Annotated in this window: 24 protein-coding genes; 6 read left to right on the forward strand and 18 right to left on the reverse strand. The window is 31.6% G+C overall.

The window, feature by feature from the left end:
* Positions 1-16: 16 nt before the first annotated feature.
* The 4 genes from NNH57_RS02715 (at position 17) to NNH57_RS02730 (ending at position 3394) form a co-directional block, all read left to right on the forward strand.
* On the forward strand, positions 17-622 hold the full coding sequence (locus tag NNH57_RS02715; protein ID WP_074407733.1) for an FMN-dependent NADH-azoreductase: 606 nt from the start codon (positions 17-19) through the stop codon (positions 620-622).
* 63 nt (positions 623-685) lie between these two features.
* The gene (locus NNH57_RS02720) at positions 686-2023 is read left to right on the forward strand and encodes a M16 family metallopeptidase (RefSeq protein ID WP_074407732.1); all 1338 of its coding nucleotides are present in this window, start codon (positions 686-688) and stop codon (positions 2021-2023) included.
* A 70-nt stretch (positions 2024-2093) separates the two neighbouring features.
* Positions 2094-2630 (forward strand): GrpB family protein, encoded by a 537-nt coding sequence (locus NNH57_RS02725; RefSeq protein WP_159099291.1) that lies wholly within the window; start codon positions 2094-2096, stop codon positions 2628-2630.
* Between the two features lie 128 nt (positions 2631-2758).
* Complete coding sequence (locus NNH57_RS02730) at positions 2759-3394, forward strand: GyrI-like domain-containing protein (protein WP_074407730.1); 636 nt, start codon at positions 2759-2761, stop codon at positions 3392-3394.
* A 52-nt stretch (positions 3395-3446) separates the two neighbouring features.
* Here NNH57_RS02730 and NNH57_RS02735 read toward each other — a convergent pair whose 3' ends face one another.
* On the reverse strand, positions 3447-4214 hold the full coding sequence (locus NNH57_RS02735) for a hypothetical protein (RefSeq protein WP_074407729.1): 768 nt from the start codon (positions 4212-4214) through the stop codon (positions 3447-3449).
* A 298-nt stretch (positions 4215-4512) separates the two neighbouring features.
* Here NNH57_RS02735 and NNH57_RS02740 point away from each other — a divergent pair, with 298 nt between their 5' ends.
* The gene (locus NNH57_RS02740; RefSeq protein WP_074407728.1) at positions 4513-5217 is read left to right on the forward strand and encodes a DUF4386 domain-containing protein; all 705 of its coding nucleotides are present in this window, start codon (positions 4513-4515) and stop codon (positions 5215-5217) included.
* Positions 5218-5286: 69 nt separating this feature from the next.
* Here NNH57_RS02740 and NNH57_RS02745 read toward each other — a convergent pair whose 3' ends face one another.
* The 16 genes from NNH57_RS02745 to NNH57_RS02815 form a co-directional block, all read right to left on the reverse strand.
* Entirely contained in the window at positions 5287-5697 is a 411-nt protein-coding gene (locus NNH57_RS02745) for a hypothetical protein (protein WP_108808642.1), read from the reverse strand.
* Positions 5698-5876: 179 nt separating this feature from the next.
* The gene (locus tag NNH57_RS26580) at positions 5877-6092 is read right to left on the reverse strand and encodes a DUF7220 family protein (protein ID WP_074407726.1); all 216 of its coding nucleotides are present in this window, start codon (positions 6090-6092) and stop codon (positions 5877-5879) included.
* Entirely contained in the window at positions 6082-6804 is a 723-nt protein-coding gene (locus NNH57_RS02750; RefSeq protein ID WP_108808643.1) for a metallophosphoesterase family protein, read from the reverse strand. Before NNH57_RS02750 ends, NNH57_RS26580 begins: the two co-directional genes overlap by 11 nt.
* Positions 6805-6873: 69 nt before the next feature.
* The gene (locus NNH57_RS02755) at positions 6874-7725 is read right to left on the reverse strand and encodes a helix-turn-helix domain-containing protein (RefSeq protein ID WP_108808644.1); all 852 of its coding nucleotides are present in this window, start codon (positions 7723-7725) and stop codon (positions 6874-6876) included.
* 111 nt (positions 7726-7836) lie between these two features.
* Entirely contained in the window at positions 7837-8610 is a 774-nt protein-coding gene (locus tag NNH57_RS02760; protein ID WP_108808645.1) for an N-acetyltransferase, read from the reverse strand.
* Between the two features lie 195 nt (positions 8611-8805).
* Positions 8806-9084, reverse strand: a complete 279-nt coding sequence (locus NNH57_RS02765) for a hypothetical protein (protein ID WP_108808646.1) — start codon at positions 9082-9084, stop codon at positions 8806-8808.
* Positions 9063-9464, reverse strand: coding sequence for a hypothetical protein (locus NNH57_RS02770; RefSeq protein ID WP_108808647.1), 402 nt, complete (start codon positions 9462-9464; stop codon positions 9063-9065). The genes NNH57_RS02765 and NNH57_RS02770 overlap by 22 nt, the downstream gene beginning before the upstream one ends.
* 12 nt (positions 9465-9476) lie before the next feature.
* Entirely contained in the window at positions 9477-10655 is a 1179-nt protein-coding gene (locus tag NNH57_RS02775; protein WP_108808648.1) for an FAD-dependent monooxygenase, read from the reverse strand.
* A gap of 125 nt (positions 10656-10780) precedes the next feature.
* Complete coding sequence (locus NNH57_RS02780) at positions 10781-11362, reverse strand: Crp/Fnr family transcriptional regulator (protein ID WP_074407721.1); 582 nt, start codon at positions 11360-11362, stop codon at positions 10781-10783.
* 78 nt (positions 11363-11440) lie between these two features.
* Positions 11441-12169 (reverse strand): acetolactate decarboxylase, encoded by a 729-nt coding sequence (locus NNH57_RS02785; RefSeq protein WP_234423410.1) that lies wholly within the window; start codon positions 12167-12169, stop codon positions 11441-11443.
* A 47-nt stretch (positions 12170-12216) separates the two neighbouring features.
* The gene (locus NNH57_RS02790) at positions 12217-12654 is read right to left on the reverse strand and encodes a GNAT family N-acetyltransferase (RefSeq protein WP_074407720.1); all 438 of its coding nucleotides are present in this window, start codon (positions 12652-12654) and stop codon (positions 12217-12219) included.
* A gap of 18 nt (positions 12655-12672) precedes the next feature.
* On the reverse strand, positions 12673-13092 hold the full coding sequence (locus NNH57_RS02795; protein ID WP_108808649.1) for a hypothetical protein: 420 nt from the start codon (positions 13090-13092) through the stop codon (positions 12673-12675).
* Between the two features lie 161 nt (positions 13093-13253).
* Positions 13254-13667, reverse strand: a complete 414-nt coding sequence (locus NNH57_RS02800) for a hypothetical protein (protein ID WP_074407718.1) — start codon at positions 13665-13667, stop codon at positions 13254-13256.
* A gap of 6 nt (positions 13668-13673) precedes the next feature.
* Complete coding sequence (locus tag NNH57_RS02805; RefSeq protein WP_074407717.1) at positions 13674-13901, reverse strand: DUF7660 family protein; 228 nt, start codon at positions 13899-13901, stop codon at positions 13674-13676.
* Positions 13902-14046: 145 nt separating this feature from the next.
* Positions 14047-15540: a nitrilase-related carbon-nitrogen hydrolase gene (locus tag NNH57_RS02810; RefSeq protein WP_074407716.1), complete on the reverse strand. Its 1494-nt coding sequence runs from the start codon at positions 15538-15540 to the stop codon at positions 14047-14049.
* 157 nt (positions 15541-15697) lie between these two features.
* Positions 15698-16438 carry a LytTR family DNA-binding domain-containing protein gene (locus NNH57_RS02815; protein ID WP_074407715.1) on the reverse strand — a complete coding sequence of 247 codons (741 nt, stop codon included), beginning with the start codon at positions 16436-16438 and terminating at the stop codon, positions 15698-15700.
* 326 nt (positions 16439-16764) lie between these two features.
* Here NNH57_RS02815 and NNH57_RS02820 point away from each other — a divergent pair, with 326 nt between their 5' ends.
* Positions 16765-17019: a hypothetical protein gene (locus NNH57_RS02820; RefSeq protein ID WP_074407714.1), complete on the forward strand. Its 255-nt coding sequence runs from the start codon at positions 16765-16767 to the stop codon at positions 17017-17019.
* Positions 17020-17153: 134 nt separating this feature from the next.
* Here NNH57_RS02820 and NNH57_RS02825 read toward each other — a convergent pair whose 3' ends face one another.
* Complete coding sequence (locus NNH57_RS02825; RefSeq protein ID WP_074407713.1) at positions 17154-17612, reverse strand: nuclear transport factor 2 family protein; 459 nt, start codon at positions 17610-17612, stop codon at positions 17154-17156.
* Between the last annotated feature and the right edge of the window lie 8 nt (positions 17613-17620).

A 17620-nucleotide genomic window follows, 5' to 3' on the forward strand; every position in this document is an offset into this window, starting at 1 on the left:
TATAAAAAAATATACAATGAAAAAAACATTAGTAGTAAGCTACGCGCCAAGAAAGGGATCTTATACAAAGCAATTGGTGGATGAATTTATTAAACTAGCCGATGGTAAAACAGAAATTACATTTTTAGATTTAGTAGCTTCACCACCAGATTTATTGCTTGATGATAATCTAAATTTAATCCTTTATGGAGGGCAACCAGAATATACAGCTGAAGAAAAGAAAAGACTTTCTAATCATTTTCAATTAATCCAACAGGTATTAGATGCAGATCATATTGTATTGGCTTCTCCTATGTATAATTTCTCTTTACCAGCTACAGTAAAAGCCTGGGTAGATACTGTAGTAGTTACTGATAAAACATTTGAAATTACCGAAGATGGTAGTTTTAAAGGGCTTTGTGAAGGAAAAAAAGCATTAATATTAGCAGTGGCTGGGGGAGATTACTCAGAAGAAACAGTCCAGGAATATTTTTCTCCAACTATTAAAAGGAATTTTGAATTTATCGGGATTCCTTCTGAGCAAATTTCTGCTTTTGGAGTAGCTCAATATCCAGAAAAAGTAGATGCCATTATTTCAAACGCAAAAGTTGAAATTTCGAAAGTAGTAGAGCAGTGGTATTAAACCACTATCTGGCTTAGTGTAACATAATTGAAAGTTTTTAATCTATATATAAAACTTTCAATTATGTCAAGAAAACAATCCAAAGCATTTTTTTGTGCATTGCTTTTTCATATTGTGACTGCCTTAAGTTCATATGGTCAGACAGATACACTGTTATTAAACTACGAACAGTATACATTAAAAAACGGGCTTGATGTTGTATTACAACCCGATTCTAATGTCGAAGATGTTTCTGTAGAATTTTGGCTTCGCAAGGGAATTAGTATGGATAGACCCAATCAGTATGGTTTTGCTCATTTTTTTGAACATGTGATGCCTTTTGGTATAATGGATAGCCTTAAACGTGCGCAATTGAAAACCTATCGAACAGGGAGCAATGCTCAGGTTAAGAAGGATTATACTCGTTTTTATGTAAAAGTAAAGCCAAAAGGCTTAGGCCTTGCTTTAGCAATGACAGCTGGACGATTAAAAGCAGGCACAGGTCGTATTACAGAAAAACGAGTAGAATTTCAAAGAAAAAGAGTACTGTCTGAAATTGATAGAAATGCCAGAAACCCACAATGGAGCGCACCAGGAGGAATGGCGATTTATACAGGTACCTTTGGTAAAAACCATCCTTATGGTAGTAGTGGGTATGGGTTAATCGAAAATAACAAGAACTTCAAATTAAAAGAATTTAAAGAACGATATAACAAAATTGTATATGCAGATAACACAGTGCTCTTTCTGGTAGGTAATTTTGATGTAGAAGATGCTAAAAAACAAATAGAGACATATTTCAGGAGCCTTCCTTCAAAAGAAAAAGATCATAAGATCATTAAACCCACAAAGCATGTAGAAGCCAATATAACAATGAAAGCTCCTCATCCCAAAGACACTATACAAACAATGGTGTTTTCCTGGGCAGTACCCAAATGGGGATCTCGTGATGATGGTACTTTAAAACTTATAGCGAGCATACTCGATATTCGACTTAAAGACAAAAGTCGTTTTCCAAAATCATTTATAAAAAATACGGTTTCTACAGATATGTATGAGTTTGCAGGACAGTTTGCAATACGTACTACTTTTACTTCTGTAAAAGATAGCACACAAATAGAACACCTTGTTTTGGATAAAGTAAACGAATTTATAGAAACTGGAGTTATAGAAGCAGAACTAATAAATGCCAAGCAAGGTGAAATTAGTGACATAAAAGAAATGCAACAACGACTAGGTTTTCAATGGAGTAGGACAGAACTGTTGGGAGAAAGCTTTTTGTTTACAGAAGACCCAGGATTTTATGTTAAGAGACTCGAAGAGCAATTACAACTAACCAGGGAGGATGTGAAAAAAGGAGCAGAAAAATGGCTAAAGCGAAAACCGTTTAGAGTATTATTTGTTTCAGACAAAAAGGAATAAGTACTTTTTATGAATTCGATAGCATCTTGTTTCAGTATTTTAGCGGTGTAGTATGTACAATACAAAAGAAATGCTAATACAAAACTATCAACCCGGTTGGATTCATGATTTTAATAGTATTAAAGAAGTGATTAAAGAGGCGCTTCGGAATACAGAAATTACTATCGAACATGTTGGCAGTACTGCAGTTAAAGACTTAGCGGCAAAACCTATTATTGATATCGATATTGTCTACGGTAAAAACGTGGCTTTTGAAACAATACAAAGAGGATTAGAAGAACTGGGGTATTATCACAATGGAGATCAGGGAATAAAAGAAAGAGAAGCTTTTAAGCGAAAAAAAACAGATACCAAGCATACCATATTAGATTTTATCACACATCACCTTTATGTTTGTCCGCTTCATAGTAAAGAATTACAAAGACATTTAATGTTCAGGGATTATTTGATAAAGAATGCAAACGAAAGAGAAGCATACCAAAAAATTAAACTCGAAATAGCCAAAAAAGCAAACCAAGATCAAAAAGTATATGCCAAATTGAAGGAGACTATGGCAAAGGAGTTTATTGAATCTGTTCTTAAAAAAGCTAGAGAAGAGAATACATAAAATACGATAATATATAAATACTGTTGACATAGGGTTGTCATCATTGTATTTTATTTTTGTTTTATACGATTAGAAAACTGTTGGTTACGGTTAGTTTAATTTGTAAATCGTATACTAAAAGAGAGTACATGATGAAGCACGAATGGAGAAAAAAAGAAAAAGGAGTGTATATACCCAAAAACACCCCCGAAATTATTAAAATTCCCGAATATAATTTTCTTACTATCGAGGGAGAAGGCAATCCTAATAATGAATTCTTTTCAGAGTATATTGGTATACTGTATGCGATTTCATACGCGATAAAAATGGGATTAAAAAAACAAGAAACTATACCCAAAGGATATTTTGATTATACAGTTTATCCGTTAGAAGGGATTTGGGATATTAATGAAGCAGCAAAGGTTACATACAAAGGTACTATTGATAAAGATGACCTGGTTTTTAAATTAATGATCAGGCAACCCAACTTTGTTGATGATGAATTAGCGAAATACATGATTGATCAAACCAAAAAAAAGAAACCTCATGTATTATTAGAAAAAGTAAGATTTGAGAAGATAACAGAAGGCAAGTGTATACAAATGATGCATTTGGGAAGTTATGACAATGAACCTGAAAGTTTTAAGGTGATGGAAGAATTTGCTGAAAAAGAACATCTCTACAGACCTTCTAAAGTACATAGAGAAATTTACCTATCTGATTTTAGAAAAGTACCCGCCGAAAAGTTAAAAACAGTTTTACGGTTTAAAGTAGTTTCAAAGTAATTTATATAGAACACAAAGTATCACTTTCAAAATTAAAAAGCTTAGAGATTCATTATGGAGTTATAATATAATTTACTTTATCAACTCCTGTGTTTCCGGTAACTGGGTGATAGGCATATACGACAAGCTCATAACTTCCTGTAGTGTCTATATTGATTGTACCTTCAAACAGGTTGGGTGAATTGACCATAAGATCTATTTCATCAATTTTGGCACCGTCTTTTTTTAGGATTCCTTTTACTTCTATTAGATTGGCATCCCAAAGGCCACCATCACTAATAGTACAACCACACATCATTACAATATTAGATTGCACGGCAATACTTTTTTTGTCAAGAGTTTTTAATGAGATAAACTGATGTGTTCTTGGCGCCAAAATATCAACTACAAAACCTGGAATCTCGATTACAATTCCGTCTCCCAAAATATCTTTTCCAGGAATTATCCATAACGCTGTTGATGCGTTTACTGTAGCTTGCTTTTTATTTACAGGAGCAAATACCTCTATGGTTACAAAAACAGGTTCCGATATATCTAATTCTGCTAGAAATCCCGAGGTCTTATTGTCTGTAATCCTTACATTTCGTTTTCGCGGTGTTTTCATGATCAGGGTTGTATTTCCTGTACCACCACTGGTTTTACCTTGTGAAAGAATTTCACCTGTAAGCTGATTACGTATAATGATATAAGCACCCCCAATAGAGTTACCTATAAATTTTGCATCTTTTGCTTTTGCTCTTACCATGACTTTGGTAGGGGTAGCAAATGCAGTATAACTAAAAAGGGTTACTAAAACGGCCAATATTGTTTTTTGGATCATGATCATTTGTATTTTGTAGTGAATGCGGGTATGGTTTCTTATAGCTGATCAAAAATAATAAAGATTATAGCAAAGCAATATGTGTAACGGCTATAAAAATATCTTAAACTTATCTTTCTTTTATCATAAGTGTAATTATTGCATCAGGCACTTTTTTGAAGCGTAGCATATAAAAAAAGTGTTTCGACAGGTCTGCTCTGAGCTTGTCAAAACGCTATGTCACAGTATATTTCGAGATGCTATTGTAACAAAACCTGTTATGGATCGTCGACACTAATACATCAAAAAACGTATCGTAATGAATTCAAATCAAAAAACAGGAAGAATTGCAGGATTAATATTTCTTATCATCATAGCCGCTGGCATGTTTGCAGAATTTTTTGTTCGCCAAAAGATTTTTGTAACCGATGATCCTGCTGCGACTGCAGCTAATATCGCTAATAATGGGTGGTTATATCGACTAGGAATTGTTAGTGATTTGGTGATGATTCTTGCATTTTTCTTCTATCCATTAGTTTTAGATAGAGTGTTTAAGCATGTTAATAAAGAGCTATCCAGACTTATGGTGTCGTCGGTTATGATCTCTGTGGCGATATTATGTGTTACAATGCTTGCAATGATAGCACCTTTGTTACTAACTAGTGGAGCTGATTATATGGTAGGATTTACTACCGATCAGATAAACGGTTTGGTTACGTTCTTTCTAAAACTACATACCAATGGTTATGTTATTTCACAGATATTTTATGGGTTGTATTTGTTTCCACTTGGATATATGATTTTTAAATCTGGTCTTGCTCCAAAGATTATTGGGGTGTTGTTGATACTTGGATGTATTGGTGATCAGATCGATGTGATCAGATATTTCCTTTTCCCGGATAGCGAGTCGGTAGTATTACAAAACATAACTATACCTGCAGACCTGGGAGAGATGTCATTATGCTTATGGTTATTGATTATGGGACTGCGAAATAAGAAAGTAGAAACAGAAAGTGTTGCTTAATTGCCGCAGATGTTAAAAGGCATTGTTGCCAAAAATTATTCTAACTAAATGAGTATGTAGTAAAGAGTGCTACGTAGAAGTTAGTTTAGATGCTGTTTTTAATTCAATATTTATTAGTACAATTAAAATAATGATTTCTACTATAATATATCCCCAACCAAAAGCAGTTATTTTCTGGTAATGTTGAAATGCTACACCTATTGAAATAAAGCAATATATAAGATTCATCAAAGCAATAGCAGTTAAGAAATATCTCTGGTTTTTCTTAACCTTTAGATAGCAATACAAATCATAGAGTGCAAAAATACAAGGAAAAAAAGCAAGAATGTAAAGTGCTTTTGCAGGGATCCCGAAAATGCTTTCGAGTTTTACCAAAACAACTCCTAATAAAAAAGCAGAAAGTAGTGCTCCTAAACCATCGATTAGAAAAAGCCGTTTAGGATGCACGACCATTTTATTGATAACCTGTCGAAAAACCATAGTTTTCTTGTCGTATTTAGATTAGATGCCAATGTATAAGGTGTAACCTGTTTATACAAGTATACAAAGAAATAATATATAGAATAAAATCTACTTGATAATTGTCAACAAGTACTATTATACTATTACATTCATTAGGTTTTCTGTTTTGTTTTTGTGAATGAAGAAATGGTGTAGATTTAATGATGTGTTTGTTTTCGATTAAAATATCGCCTTAGTACATAATTCCTTAAAATGCTTAAAACAGTTAAGTAAATAGTTAAGATTATATTTTTACCAGAATTGTTTTCTATGCCCAATATTGGAAATATGATATGCAGTGAAATCATGGTGATAAAAAAACCAATACTTACATTAGCTAGACTTTCTATAAAAGATTGTTTTTTAGTTTGCATTGTGTAATAGTCGAATTTTTGATGATGTGTTGTATTTATCTATTTCGATAATCCTGTAACCAAAAACAGTAGTATTGATTTCTATAGTATTTAGAGTTTTTTCTACTTGATAAGAAACAGCAGGAGTAATGTGTTGCGTAATATTTTTATGAAGTACAGTACTCTCCATATGATAGTGCCCACAAAAAATTGTAATCTTATTTGGGCGATTCTCTAATAGAGAGATTACACTCGCTCTGTTTTTAAGTTTTCCAATTTCATCAACTTTCAAATTAAGACCAATAATGGGATGATGTACAAAAATGATAATCGGGGTTGTCGAAATAAGTTCTTTTTCAAGCCATAACAATTGTTTCTCATCAATTATTCCTTCTGAGGAATCTAAGTATATGAATTTGTAATACTCTGTTATAGTGCTGCTGTATAATTTTTCTGAATCGTAATCAGCACCTTTGTTATAATATTTTGAAATTTCAGAAAACGTATCATGATTCCCCAAAGTAATTGATAAGGCCTTAGTTTTAAGTTGTTCGAAGAAATATGGGATTCCTTTGTTTTCGCCAATGTCTCCTGTACAAACAATCCTGGTAATCTTTTTATCTTCTATATCCTTTACAATACTGTCGAATTTTTTTCTAGCCAGTATGCCATTTTTTAATGGGTATTCTTCATCTAAATGCAAATCGGTTATATGTGCTATTTTTTCATACATAAACTTTTGTTTTAATGAGAACAAAAATAGATATGCATTGTATGATGGATTTATAAAATCTTGCGGATTTTATAAATTTTTTCTGTATTGAGTAGGAGTAGAGCCTGTGTGTTTTTTAAATAGGTTAGAGAAGTAAGACGTATTATCAAAACCACATTCGATGGCAATTTCAAAAATAGAATCTTTAGAATATCGTAATCTATGCTTTGCTTTTGCTAAACGAATAGTAGTTAAATATCCCAACGGCGTAGTCCCGTTAATTTCGGTGAATAATCGGTGTAAATAATACTTGCTGATACCAATATCTCTACTCATACTCTCTAGCGAGATATCTTCACTAATACTATCATTTAAATATTCTTTGGTTACCGAAATTAATTTAAACAGTTCTTTTTTTGTATTGTGTTTTACTATTTTTAATGTTGCAAACCCGGTATCAATATTAGCTTGTTCTTGTACAATTGCCTCAGAGATACGAATGAATAAATTCTCCATTTGTCGATTAAAATCGAGTAGGTTATGCTCATAGAGATTAGTGATTTTATCCAATAAAAACCCTACTTCATTATTTGATTTTTTCTGAGTCACTTCAAGAAATTCAAGTTGTGATGTATCATTAGTGTGGTATTTGTATATTTCACTGATTAGTTTTGGGGATAAAAAGAAAGATAATCCTTTTGTCCCTTTTTTTGCTTCGGTAGTAATGCAGCTATTATTATTTATAATTAGATATTGATTTTTTGTAATCTTAATGTCTTGATTGTCGAAATTATAGTATTTAGTTCCTTCGATAACATACTTTAAAGAATATGTAGAGGCATATGATATAGAAATATCATCATGGTGCTTAGCGTATAGTATCTTATTCTCTAATTGATTTGTAAATGTTGGAGTAGTTGTTATTTCTTCAAGTTTTATCATAAAATAAAATCAATTATAAATCAAAAGATTTGATGTATAGCGTTTAAAGCATTAAACTTATGATTAATTACCAAAACTGTATTAATTATGATCACTGTTACAAAGCGTTTTTTATTTTAAAATTTTGCTCATTACTTTATCATATCGTGTGTCCATACAAACACTAATATCTGTTGTCATAAATTTCCCATTATAGAAAAGGCTAAAAATGGTTGCCGGACTTGGAGCAGATTGAGCCTGTTTCATGGTTTCTAATTTAATTATTTTTAATGGAATTTTTCTTTTTTTTGCAGTTTCGATCAGAGAGTTTTTTGCGTGAAACTCTGCAAAAGGGCAACGATTAGAATAATAAACTACAATTCCATTTTTTTCAGAACATTCTCCGCTTTTTACAGATTCATTAAATTTTGGCAATTCGGCTTTCGGATTTATTTTTTTTGCTAAAAGACTAAATCCACTCGAAATTCTTTCAATCTCCTCAAACCCTTGCTTTAGAAACCATTTTGTATCACTCATAAAATGAAACTTCTTAGTACCTACAACGGTGACTAACCCATCTTTTCCTTGACTCTTGGCGTCGTCAATTGCTGTTTTTAAGAGTTCTTTTCCATATCCATTCTTTTTGAATTTTCCAGACACCCAAAAGCAATTAATATTCAGGTAATTAGATGCTTTAATTGGAATCCAGGCATTTTCTGCGGGGCCGTATTCTATAAATACTTTCGCTCTTTCATTAATTCGCCTAAATACATATCCGTTATTGAATTCTTTAGTCAACCAATCTTTTTTGGCCTGATAACTATCAGAACATTTCTTATCAGATATTGCGCAGCAAATATGCTCTGTCGATATGTTTTCTGTATTTAAATCGATTAACTGTTCCATTTTTGCTTTTTTTCTTAATGAAGCCTAATGTAAATGTATGTGTTTAAGTAAGAAAAACATAGCTGTATCAATTGATTATTCAGTATCTATCTTATATTTCAGCATGATCTCTTATTTTTTTGGATTAGGGGGGCTTTTTATATCTACAAATTTAGTTGACTTGATAGATGATCAAGTCACCTCTTGTTACCTCTTCTAATTAGAGCGTACCGATTTAAATTTACCAATAAATAGTGTGATTAGTAGTATTCCTATTCCTATAAATGAGCCTTTAGCCAGATCAGATAATTCTATATAATGCGAAAATATTTGCGTGAATGCAATTACCAGTAACCCCATTGATAATAGCATTAATGATTTTTTTCTAATCATACTATCTATTTTTATTGTTTTCATAATTAGTATTTCAATAATACTATTTGTTACAGCATTTATTTCAAATTTTGAGTTGTTCATTCCCTTTTCATCTTCCATTTTTTTAATCCACCAAAAAAATATAGAAACCCTATTAGTGTTGCCAAAATTCCCATAGTAGGAAAAAAACCATTCAGCATAGAAAAAAACAACTCTGAAATACCGCGTAATAGATAAATTCCTGCTATTAGAAATACGCCAATTTTTAAAAATGGAAGTTTCTTAAATGTATTACCGGCAGAAAGCCCATATAACCCAAATACAAAAAACACTGTTGTAACCAGAAGAGTTGCTACGTATGGGATAGAAAAATGAATTTGTGACAATTCTGCCATTTTTTCATCAATTCCAAAAACCCTAAAAACCTTTTCGATCCAAAACAAGGCGATTAAGTGAGTAATTGCTATTCCTATATTTAAATATCCTCCCAGCTTTAACATATTTTCTGTCTTTTAATTTTTTCGATTTTCGACAATAGTCTTATCTAGTTGGTACAATTCAACCATTTGCTTTTGCATAAACTTTTCTGGTGTATATTTTAGGATAAAATTTCTAATGATTTCATTAAATCGATTTGTTATTGCAATTTTTGATGTAATCCTGGATTGCTTAACTAATTTTTCGACTTTCGATTTTCTATACGTGTAAAAATCATTGTAAGCAGTTTCTAAGCTACTAGATTTTTTAATGAAGTTAACTATATAAAAAGCATCTTCGATTGCTTGAGCACCACCTTGTCCCAAATCAGGAGTCATACTATGTGCTGCATCACCAATAAGGCAAATATTTTGTGTATTCCATTTTTGTAGCAGCTCTAAATCCGAAAGGTCGCCTCTAATGATTTTGTCGATTGATGTATTTTTAATCAAGTCATTAACGAGGGGATGATACCCCGAAAACATATTCGTTAATTTGTCCTTTAGGTTTTCTCTATCATCCTGCAAATTAGGTTCGCTTAATTTTACGGCAAACCAATATACTTTTCCTTCAGATATTTTAGATATTCCGAATTGAAACTTTTGCCCCCATAACGTAAAACCAACCGATTGTAGTTCGCTATTTAAATTATAATCAGAAACCCCTCTCCAGCAAGTTTGCCCGGTATACCTTATTTTACTATTAGGAAATAATTGTTTTCTTACACCAGAATTAATACCGTCTGCACCAATAATGGATCTGGTTTGAATTGAAGTCCCGTCTGTAAAATTAACTTTTAGGGATTTGTCACTATTTTGGAAATATTCTTTGAAGGTTTTATTAAGTTCTATATTTTCCTGCTTTACGTATTTGTATAAAATTTGCTGTAGTTTTCCTCTATGAATTGCCATTGTAGTGTATCCAAATTTTTCTTGAACAAACTTCTGGTCAGAGTTGGATATTGGTTTTAATTTGTGATCAGCTACTAAAATTCGGTTGAAACTATTTCCAGAATCTCGAATTTCTTTTAATAACTCAGGATTAATCCACTCTAATACTTGTAGTGCATTTGGTGATAACCATATTCCGGCTCCTACTACTTTTAAAGACGCTGCTCTTTCGTATAATGTATAGGGAATATTTAATTTATCAAAGGATAGCGCTGTTACAAATCCTCCTATTCCTCCTCCAATGATTGATATATTATTTGCCATTATTTTGTATTACCAGTAAATCCCCTATTTTTTTAACCTACCAAGTTCTTCTAATGATATGAATTTGTTTCACCTTAGATGTATACAAAGGTCAGTTCAAATTATTAGTTATCATTTGATATAGATCAAATTTTGCTATTAAGTTTTCGTATTCTACTCAACGTTTCAAGAGTTATTCCCAGGAAGGATGCAATATGTGTTAATGCTATTCTTTGGGTAATATTTGGATAAGCAGATAAAAGGCTTTGGTATTTTTGTTCGGCAGATTGAAACTGAATAGAAACAATTCGTGCCTGAAGTTTTAGCATTGTCATAGTCGCAACTGTTTTACTTAATCGCTCAAAATCGTGATGCTTATCAGATAATTTTAAAGTACTATCTCTAGAGACTTCTAATAGTATAGTATCTTCTAGTACTTCTATATAATGTGGACTCGGAATGTTTTGAAAAAAACTATTGATAGCACAAATAAAATCCTTTTCAAAAGCAAACCAATCGGTAATATCTTTTCCGTCATTTAAATAATAAGCCCTGGCACAACCACTTACAATAAAAAAGGCCTTATCAGAATATTGTCCTTCCTTTACTATTGCATCTCCTTTTTTAAGATTTAATATTTTAGAATGATTAGAGAATTCTAATTTACATGCCGAAGTTAAAGGAGAATACTTCTCGCTAATCAGATCTATGATTTCTTCCTTATTCATAAATGTAGTATTTGGGTTCAAGAATTTTTAGAAAGAAGAAGAACAAGTAATTATTAATAGCCATTTTAAGTATGTATTTTATTTTTTTGGTAGATACAATTTCATATTTTCAATTTCTAGTTTGTCTAAATGCCCCATTTTACTTTTATCTTTTGTAATTAAGTGCATATGTAGATATGAATCGTGATGTGTAAAAACTCCTTTATGCTTGGTCGAGAAAAATCCAACAATTTCGGTCTCTTCGTTTTTTAGTTCATAATTTGTCTGTCCTTGGTGAGCTTCATCTGGTGAAGAAACTTTTGTGCCTTCAGGCAGGTTTTGAACGTGAATGATTGCCTTTGAAACATTTCCAATTAGCTTGAAAGCAAATGGTCGTTTGTTTTCGGTTGTTCTCTCGTCAATAAACTTCTCTAGGTCCTGGGTTGTTGTAATATTTGAAGGTAATTCAATTTCATCCCATTCGTTTATATTTGCATAAACAAAGAAAGGTGCTGAAACATTAAACCTTTTTTCAACTACCATAGTAGAATCAGAAGTTACTTTAGAAACGTAGTTTTGTCCGTTATTAATCAGTAGTTCACCTGTGAGATAACTTTCAGGTCCAAGTCCGTAAAGTCCTTTTTTGTTCGAAATGGTGTCAAGGTCAATACTGCTACTCAACTCTCCTTTCCACATCACATTTTTCATCGCTCCAACAATTATTATGTCAGAATAGGTATCATCCGAAATGGTTTCTTTTTTAACCGAATTGCAACTTAACAACACTCCGGATACAAATAGTCTGATTACTACTTTTTTTATGATCATTTATTTCTTGTTTGTCCTTTTTTAAATCACTTCAATAAATACAAGCTTTATGATATTGCATTTTCTGTAAAAGTTTTTTCCATGATTACATATTCAATTCCACCTTTCTTAAATTTTTTATCTGTAGGTTTTAAGCCAAATCTCTCATAGAATTTTGATTTTTCTATTCGAGCATTACACCATAATTTTTTAATGCCTTCTTTCTTTATTAAATCTATTATATTTTTTAATAGAATTGTTCCATATCCTAATCCTTGAAATTCAATTAATGTTGCGAATTTTCTAAATTGCACTTCATTTCTCTCTACGAATAAGGATATTATTGATGTTATTTCTCCATTTACAAATAAACCAAAATGCCTCGCATGTTTATCATTTGGCAATTCTACATATGCTATCGGTTTATTTGGCCACATAACTTTATGTCGAATTGGTAAAGTTTCGGAGGAGGTAATTTGTTTAATTTCAAGAATTTTATTTTTCATTTATAATTGGTGGTTTTACTAGATTTTGATAATCAACCACACCATTCCGATTCCAGAAGATAAAACCCCGCCTATTATAAAAATCATTGGAAAATAGTTTTTCCAAAACTCACTATTCATCATTATTTCGTATTGATTACCTTTTTTTAAGTATATAATATCAATCAACTGATTAATCCGTTTTGGATCTGAACTAGAGTTCAATTTTTGTGTTGTTTCTATTCCATTTATGTCAGTAAACCTTACAATCGGAAAATGATATACACTAGAATATCCATCAATATCTTCACTACGTTCTTTAATAAAGTCAACTATTTCTGCTTTTGTTTTAATTCCGTTGGTTTCAATTCTAAGGTTTGAATTTCGGATATAATACCCAGCATATAAAAATCCACCACCTACTATTAAAAAAACAAAAGCCCCGATTAGATTTTCCATTTCAATTATTAATTATTCAAAATACCAAATATATGAATAAGAGTAAGGTAAATAGACTTAAATCGATCAATCGTACTACATTTTTTTCATCCCTATTAAACAGATAAAATTCAGTACTAAATTACTCTGGTTTTATAAAGTATAATATTATGTGCTCGTTTTTACTTTTCTGCGATTAATTCGATCCGTTCACAATTTAACCGAAACATTTTTCCGTTTTCAAAAAGATAAATAATATCATCATTTTCATTTGGTATAGAACGCTCCATAGTTCCATCATTTATTTCACGCATCGATTTGGGAAAAAATGTAATTACACTTATTATGTTTTCGTCTTGTGGAAATTTATGATTATCTCCATCAATTGAATTTTGGAAATTGACATTTTGATGAATAAAAGTGAGTTTATTGTACTCATTTTCATGAACCCAATCTCCATGTGATTTGATAAATACAATTCGAACAGTGTTATCTAACTCTAATATTTCTTTGAATTCAAAATTATTATGCAAGTCAATATGAATTCCATTTAATTGGACTGCATAGTTTTCTTCAATTTTAAAGTTTATGTCCATTAATCATCATTCATAAACCGAAGCACCTTTTAAAATATGCATAAAGTTTTCCCAAGTTGGTTGGTCTGCATCAATATTCATTTCCATATTATCATAAAAGCCCTGAATGTCTTCTGTGTACGCAATCATACTTTCTAAAAAATCAGAAAGATTACTATTTTCCCATTCAGATTGATTGTTATCAAAATCGGTTTTAAACTCTTCAAGAAATTTTATGAATTCAATTCTTGTCATTACATTTCTTTTATATAAGTAGCTAAATTAGTAAATCTTTAAGGATACTGTGATATTTAAATCCTTAACAGAATTGCGAGAGCCTCAACGCGTTGATTATACATTGCGTTGGGCTACTCGATAGGGTAATTTACTTTTTCTTAGTCTAACTCTTTTCCTTTCTTTTTACTATGGACAATCTTTTTAGTTTAATTATTACTACAATAAACATTAGTAAGCAATAATAAATAAAAATATCACCTATAAGAGAATACATAGTCGTAGTTCCTTTTGTTGGTAGTTGCGTTATGAGCACCTTACTATTAGCTGTAAAATGATCCATTTCACTAAGTGTTTTTCCTGTATAATTAAAGCCAGCTGATAATCCAAAACTTGTTTGGCGCACCAGGTTAAAACCTTGTTCTATGGCTCTAAATTTTGCCATATTGGTATGAATGGGGTCAATGCCTTTCCAATCATTACTTGGTACTAACATGATATCTGTCCCTTTAGCTTGTTTTAAATATTCAGGAAAATCCATATCAAAACAAATCGCTGATCCAATTGTTCCATAAGGCGTTTTTGATTTTTGAATGGTAGAACCTTTTATATTACTCATAGTGGCTTCCCCACCAGGAACAGGAATCACTTTCCAATAATCGATAGTCGTTTTACCATTTGGGTCAAATAGAACAAATTTGTTTTCTAAAGGTTTATCGTTAGTAGGATCAATAACGGCAACGGCTGCGCCAAGATATATTTCATTTTCCTTAGCCATTAAACTAGCAGATTCATATATTTCGTTTTCATCTTCTTTTAAAACAAGAGCATTCCCTTCTGCCCAAAACACTATTTTTGCTCCCGCCTTGGCTTCTTTTAAACTTCTATCTAATAAGTTATGATTTAAATCGAAAGCCTGTTTTTTAAATTTTTCTTTACCACCTTCCAAATTAAGACCATAAAAATCGTTATCGTAGATTCGTAAGTTATCCATGGCAGAAATAGAAGCTATTCTGATGGTCTCGGCGTTAGGTTTTTGAAATAGTAAACGATAACCACCATATCCTAGCGTTAGTCCGATAGTCACACTATATATCAAAATCCCTTTTTTAACTTTTACCCATTGTAACTCCTGAATTAGTATCCAATTGATTATGGAAGCAAACCAGCCTATCAAAAAAGTAATATACCCCATTCCAAAAACAGAAACCGACTGTAATAAAACATTTTGTGATTGTTGTGTATAGGCTATGTGCCCCCAACTGCCATAGGGTAGAAATTGACTACTTACATATTCTACAAGAACTAATGCTGTAGGGAAGATTAGTGTATGTAAAAACGTGTTCCGATTTTTTGAAAAAAATGAATCTATAAGATAGGGTATTGTGGCTATTAATCCGTAGGGAGCCATTATAAGGGCATACATGAGAAAGGGAAATGGAAGAATCTCAGAATTCTGAAATAGAGTTGCAATTACTAACAACACACACGCTAACAAAAAGCCTTTAATAACAGAGAGCTGACGAACTGCATAAAGTAACATAGTGATCGAAATCCACGGAGCAAAAAATATGGTGTAACTACCATTTGAAATAAGGAGTACTAATAGTAGTGTTACTAAAAATGTTAATTTACTGAGTTTATTGTTTACTATTTTCATTTGTTTTTTATGGTATTGATTATGCCACAAAAGTAAATTGAGTCACTCGTAAACTATAGTGTTTTTAGGGTTTAGGTATAAAACCATCATTTTTAGGTACAAAAAAAATAACGATAATTAGTACTGTTATAAAACGGTTGATTTCAGGTACAGAAAGTTATAAGGATAATAATTGTTTCTTATAACTTTTAGAAACAGGAAGCTCTATTTCGGTTAAATATATGGTGTTTTGATCCTTCCAGGATTTAAAATGCACTGGATTAATTAGATGTGAACGGTGTACCTGAAACATAAAATCTAAGTCTTCTTGTAGTGCTTTTAAAGAAGAGCGAATTAGTTTAGAATGCAGTACATTATTTTTTAGGTAAAAAATCTCAACATAATTCTGTGCATTAGAAATACAAATTAATTCTGATTTTCTAATTTTTAATATGTCTAACTTATTCTCTCCTTTAATCGTTACTATATCTTCTTTTATAGGTATTAATTTGATTAAATACCTTCTGGCTATAACAACAACAGGAAGCGCTACCAAAGCGATTCTTAAAGTAATGATAGTATTGAATTCAAAAAAAGTATAATTTCCATTCAATAACGGACTTTTATAAAAAATAAATGTTCCTATAGTATATAGTACTTGATAAAAAACAATAGCTCCTATTTCATAACTCAAAGACCATTTCTTCGTTTTATCATAAATATATTTTTGAATAACACTTAAGCATCCATATACCAAAAATGCAATAAAGTTAAATCCAATACTTATTCTAATCCATCCTGTTAAACCTATTGTTCCATCATCAAATGGTCTTACAAAAAAAGCAAAAACAAACCCCCAAAGACCAATAAATATTCCTACTAATAAGTGATGTTTAATTGATGGATTTAGTGTATTCATCTCAATTTTTGCTTGTTACCAACGCGTAGCAAACTCAGCCTTAGCAGTGTTGATTAAATTGTGTTTGTGTAGTGATAGCTAGAGCAAACTATTTGATCAATAGAGTTTACAAAGTGTTATGCTTAGTTTATTTGTCCAAAGCTAAGAAATTTTATTTTCCATCCATTGCAAAAAACAAATGGTGTTTTAAAAGGCAGTTTTAGGATGATAGCCTACCCCTTCTCAACAAGGGGGTACCCCCTTGTCGACATGGGGGTATCCCCATTAAAAGATGGTTCGAGCTGATATTTTAATGCTTCGAGCTGATATATTAACGCTTCGAAGGGATGCGATCAGGGTTCGAGCTGATATCATATGGCCTAGAGGGCTTGGCAGGAGAGGTAAAAGCGATCCCTTTTGGGGTTCGAAGCCATAAAAGAAGCCTTCGAAGGACTTCGGTAACGCTTCGAAGGATGTCTTTAAGGGGTAGAAGCATCTCGATAAGGGGTAATTGCGATAAAACAATTACACCAGATAACGCTTCGGGTTATGATTTTGATACCCAAGAAAAGCAAGCACTATTAGACCTAAAAATCTTATGACAAGGATTAGAACAATTAGAAGCTTCTTAGTTTTTGATTTTTTTAATATTATAAAAGCTATCTGGAGGGATAGCTTTTTGGGTTATTATAGTTTTGTGTAGCTGGTTTTTGATTAATGTTTATAGTGCTTACGATTAAAACTCTCTAACAAAACTTACGTTAGTTATCAATCCCTTCTCTATTTTATAAATAGAAACATATTTAGTCGGTTTTCCATCATTGGTAACTATCTCATGATTTATAACATAAGGGCCATTGACGATTTGATTTTCTATTTTAACCGACACCGATTTATTTTCGAAATCTGTTTTAAAGATAGATGCTAGCCGATCTGAACCGGTTCCCATTAATTTATCTGGGTAGGTTAACACTTTTACATTTTTATGGTACAGCTTTATAAATTCATCATAATTATGGGCATTAAAAAGCCTCATTCTTTCATTTACTATTTCCAGAGGCGTCAAATTTGATTCAAATTGTTCGGTTGGATTTGAATCTACTGCGTTTTTTTCAGTTTCAGTACCACATCTTGTTATTAAAAGAAGTGCTAACAATAATAGTAGGGGTGAATAAATAATCGTCGTTTTTTTCATGATAAAGT

It is taken from the genome of Aquimarina spinulae (assembly GCF_943373825.1).
Lineage (GTDB): Bacteria > Bacteroidota > Bacteroidia > Flavobacteriales > Flavobacteriaceae > Aquimarina > Aquimarina spinulae.

Coding starts and splice junctions, on each gene's coding strand:
- NNH57_RS02825 (WP_074407713.1), bottom strand. CDS start 17,612: ATGAAAAAAACGACGATTATTTATTCACCCCTACTATTATTGTTAGCA.
- NNH57_RS02795 (WP_108808649.1), bottom strand. CDS start 13,092: ATGGAAAATCTAATCGGGGCTTTTGTTTTTTTAATAGTAGGTGGTGGA.
- NNH57_RS02730 (WP_074407730.1), top strand. CDS start 2,759: ATGATGAAGCACGAATGGAGAAAAAAAGAAAAAGGAGTGTATATACCC.
- NNH57_RS02745 (WP_108808642.1), bottom strand. CDS start 5,697: ATGGTTTTTCGACAGGTTATCAATAAAATGGTCGTGCATCCTAAACGG.
- NNH57_RS02800 (WP_074407718.1), bottom strand. CDS start 13,667: ATGGACATAAACTTTAAAATTGAAGAAAACTATGCAGTCCAATTAAAT.
- NNH57_RS26580 (WP_074407726.1), bottom strand. CDS start 6,092: ATGCAAACTAAAAAACAATCTTTTATAGAAAGTCTAGCTAATGTAAGT.
- NNH57_RS02740 (WP_074407728.1), top strand. CDS start 4,513: ATGAATTCAAATCAAAAAACAGGAAGAATTGCAGGATTAATATTTCTT.
- NNH57_RS02805 (WP_074407717.1), bottom strand. CDS start 13,901: ATGACAAGAATTGAATTCATAAAATTTCTTGAAGAGTTTAAAACCGAT.
- NNH57_RS02785 (WP_234423410.1), bottom strand. CDS start 12,169: ATGATCATAAAAAAAGTAGTAATCAGACTATTTGTATCCGGAGTGTTG.
- NNH57_RS02790 (WP_074407720.1), bottom strand. CDS start 12,654: ATGAAAAATAAAATTCTTGAAATTAAACAAATTACCTCCTCCGAAACT.
- NNH57_RS02820 (WP_074407714.1), top strand. CDS start 16,765: ATGCGATCAGGGTTCGAGCTGATATCATATGGCCTAGAGGGCTTGGCA.
- NNH57_RS02810 (WP_074407716.1), bottom strand. CDS start 15,540: ATGAAAATAGTAAACAATAAACTCAGTAAATTAACATTTTTAGTAACA.
- NNH57_RS02780 (WP_074407721.1), bottom strand. CDS start 11,362: ATGAATAAGGAAGAAATCATAGATCTGATTAGCGAGAAGTATTCTCCT.
- NNH57_RS02765 (WP_108808646.1), bottom strand. CDS start 9,084: ATGGAAGATGAAAAGGGAATGAACAACTCAAAATTTGAAATAAATGCT.
- NNH57_RS02755 (WP_108808644.1), bottom strand. CDS start 7,725: ATGATAAAACTTGAAGAAATAACAACTACTCCAACATTTACAAATCAA.
- NNH57_RS02720 (WP_074407732.1), top strand. CDS start 686: ATGTCAAGAAAACAATCCAAAGCATTTTTTTGTGCATTGCTTTTTCAT.
- NNH57_RS02760 (WP_108808645.1), bottom strand. CDS start 8,610: ATGGAACAGTTAATCGATTTAAATACAGAAAACATATCGACAGAGCAT.
- NNH57_RS02775 (WP_108808648.1), bottom strand. CDS start 10,655: ATGGCAAATAATATATCAATCATTGGAGGAGGAATAGGAGGATTTGTA.
- NNH57_RS02735 (WP_074407729.1), bottom strand. CDS start 4,214: ATGATCCAAAAAACAATATTGGCCGTTTTAGTAACCCTTTTTAGTTAT.
- NNH57_RS02715 (WP_074407733.1), top strand. CDS start 17: ATGAAAAAAACATTAGTAGTAAGCTACGCGCCAAGAAAGGGATCTTAT.
- NNH57_RS02750 (WP_108808643.1), bottom strand. CDS start 6,804: ATGTATGAAAAAATAGCACATATAACCGATTTGCATTTAGATGAAGAA.
- NNH57_RS02725 (WP_159099291.1), top strand. CDS start 2,094: ATGCTAATACAAAACTATCAACCCGGTTGGATTCATGATTTTAATAGT.
- NNH57_RS02770 (WP_108808647.1), bottom strand. CDS start 9,464: ATGTTAAAGCTGGGAGGATATTTAAATATAGGAATAGCAATTACTCAC.
- NNH57_RS02815 (WP_074407715.1), bottom strand. CDS start 16,438: ATGAATACACTAAATCCATCAATTAAACATCACTTATTAGTAGGAATA.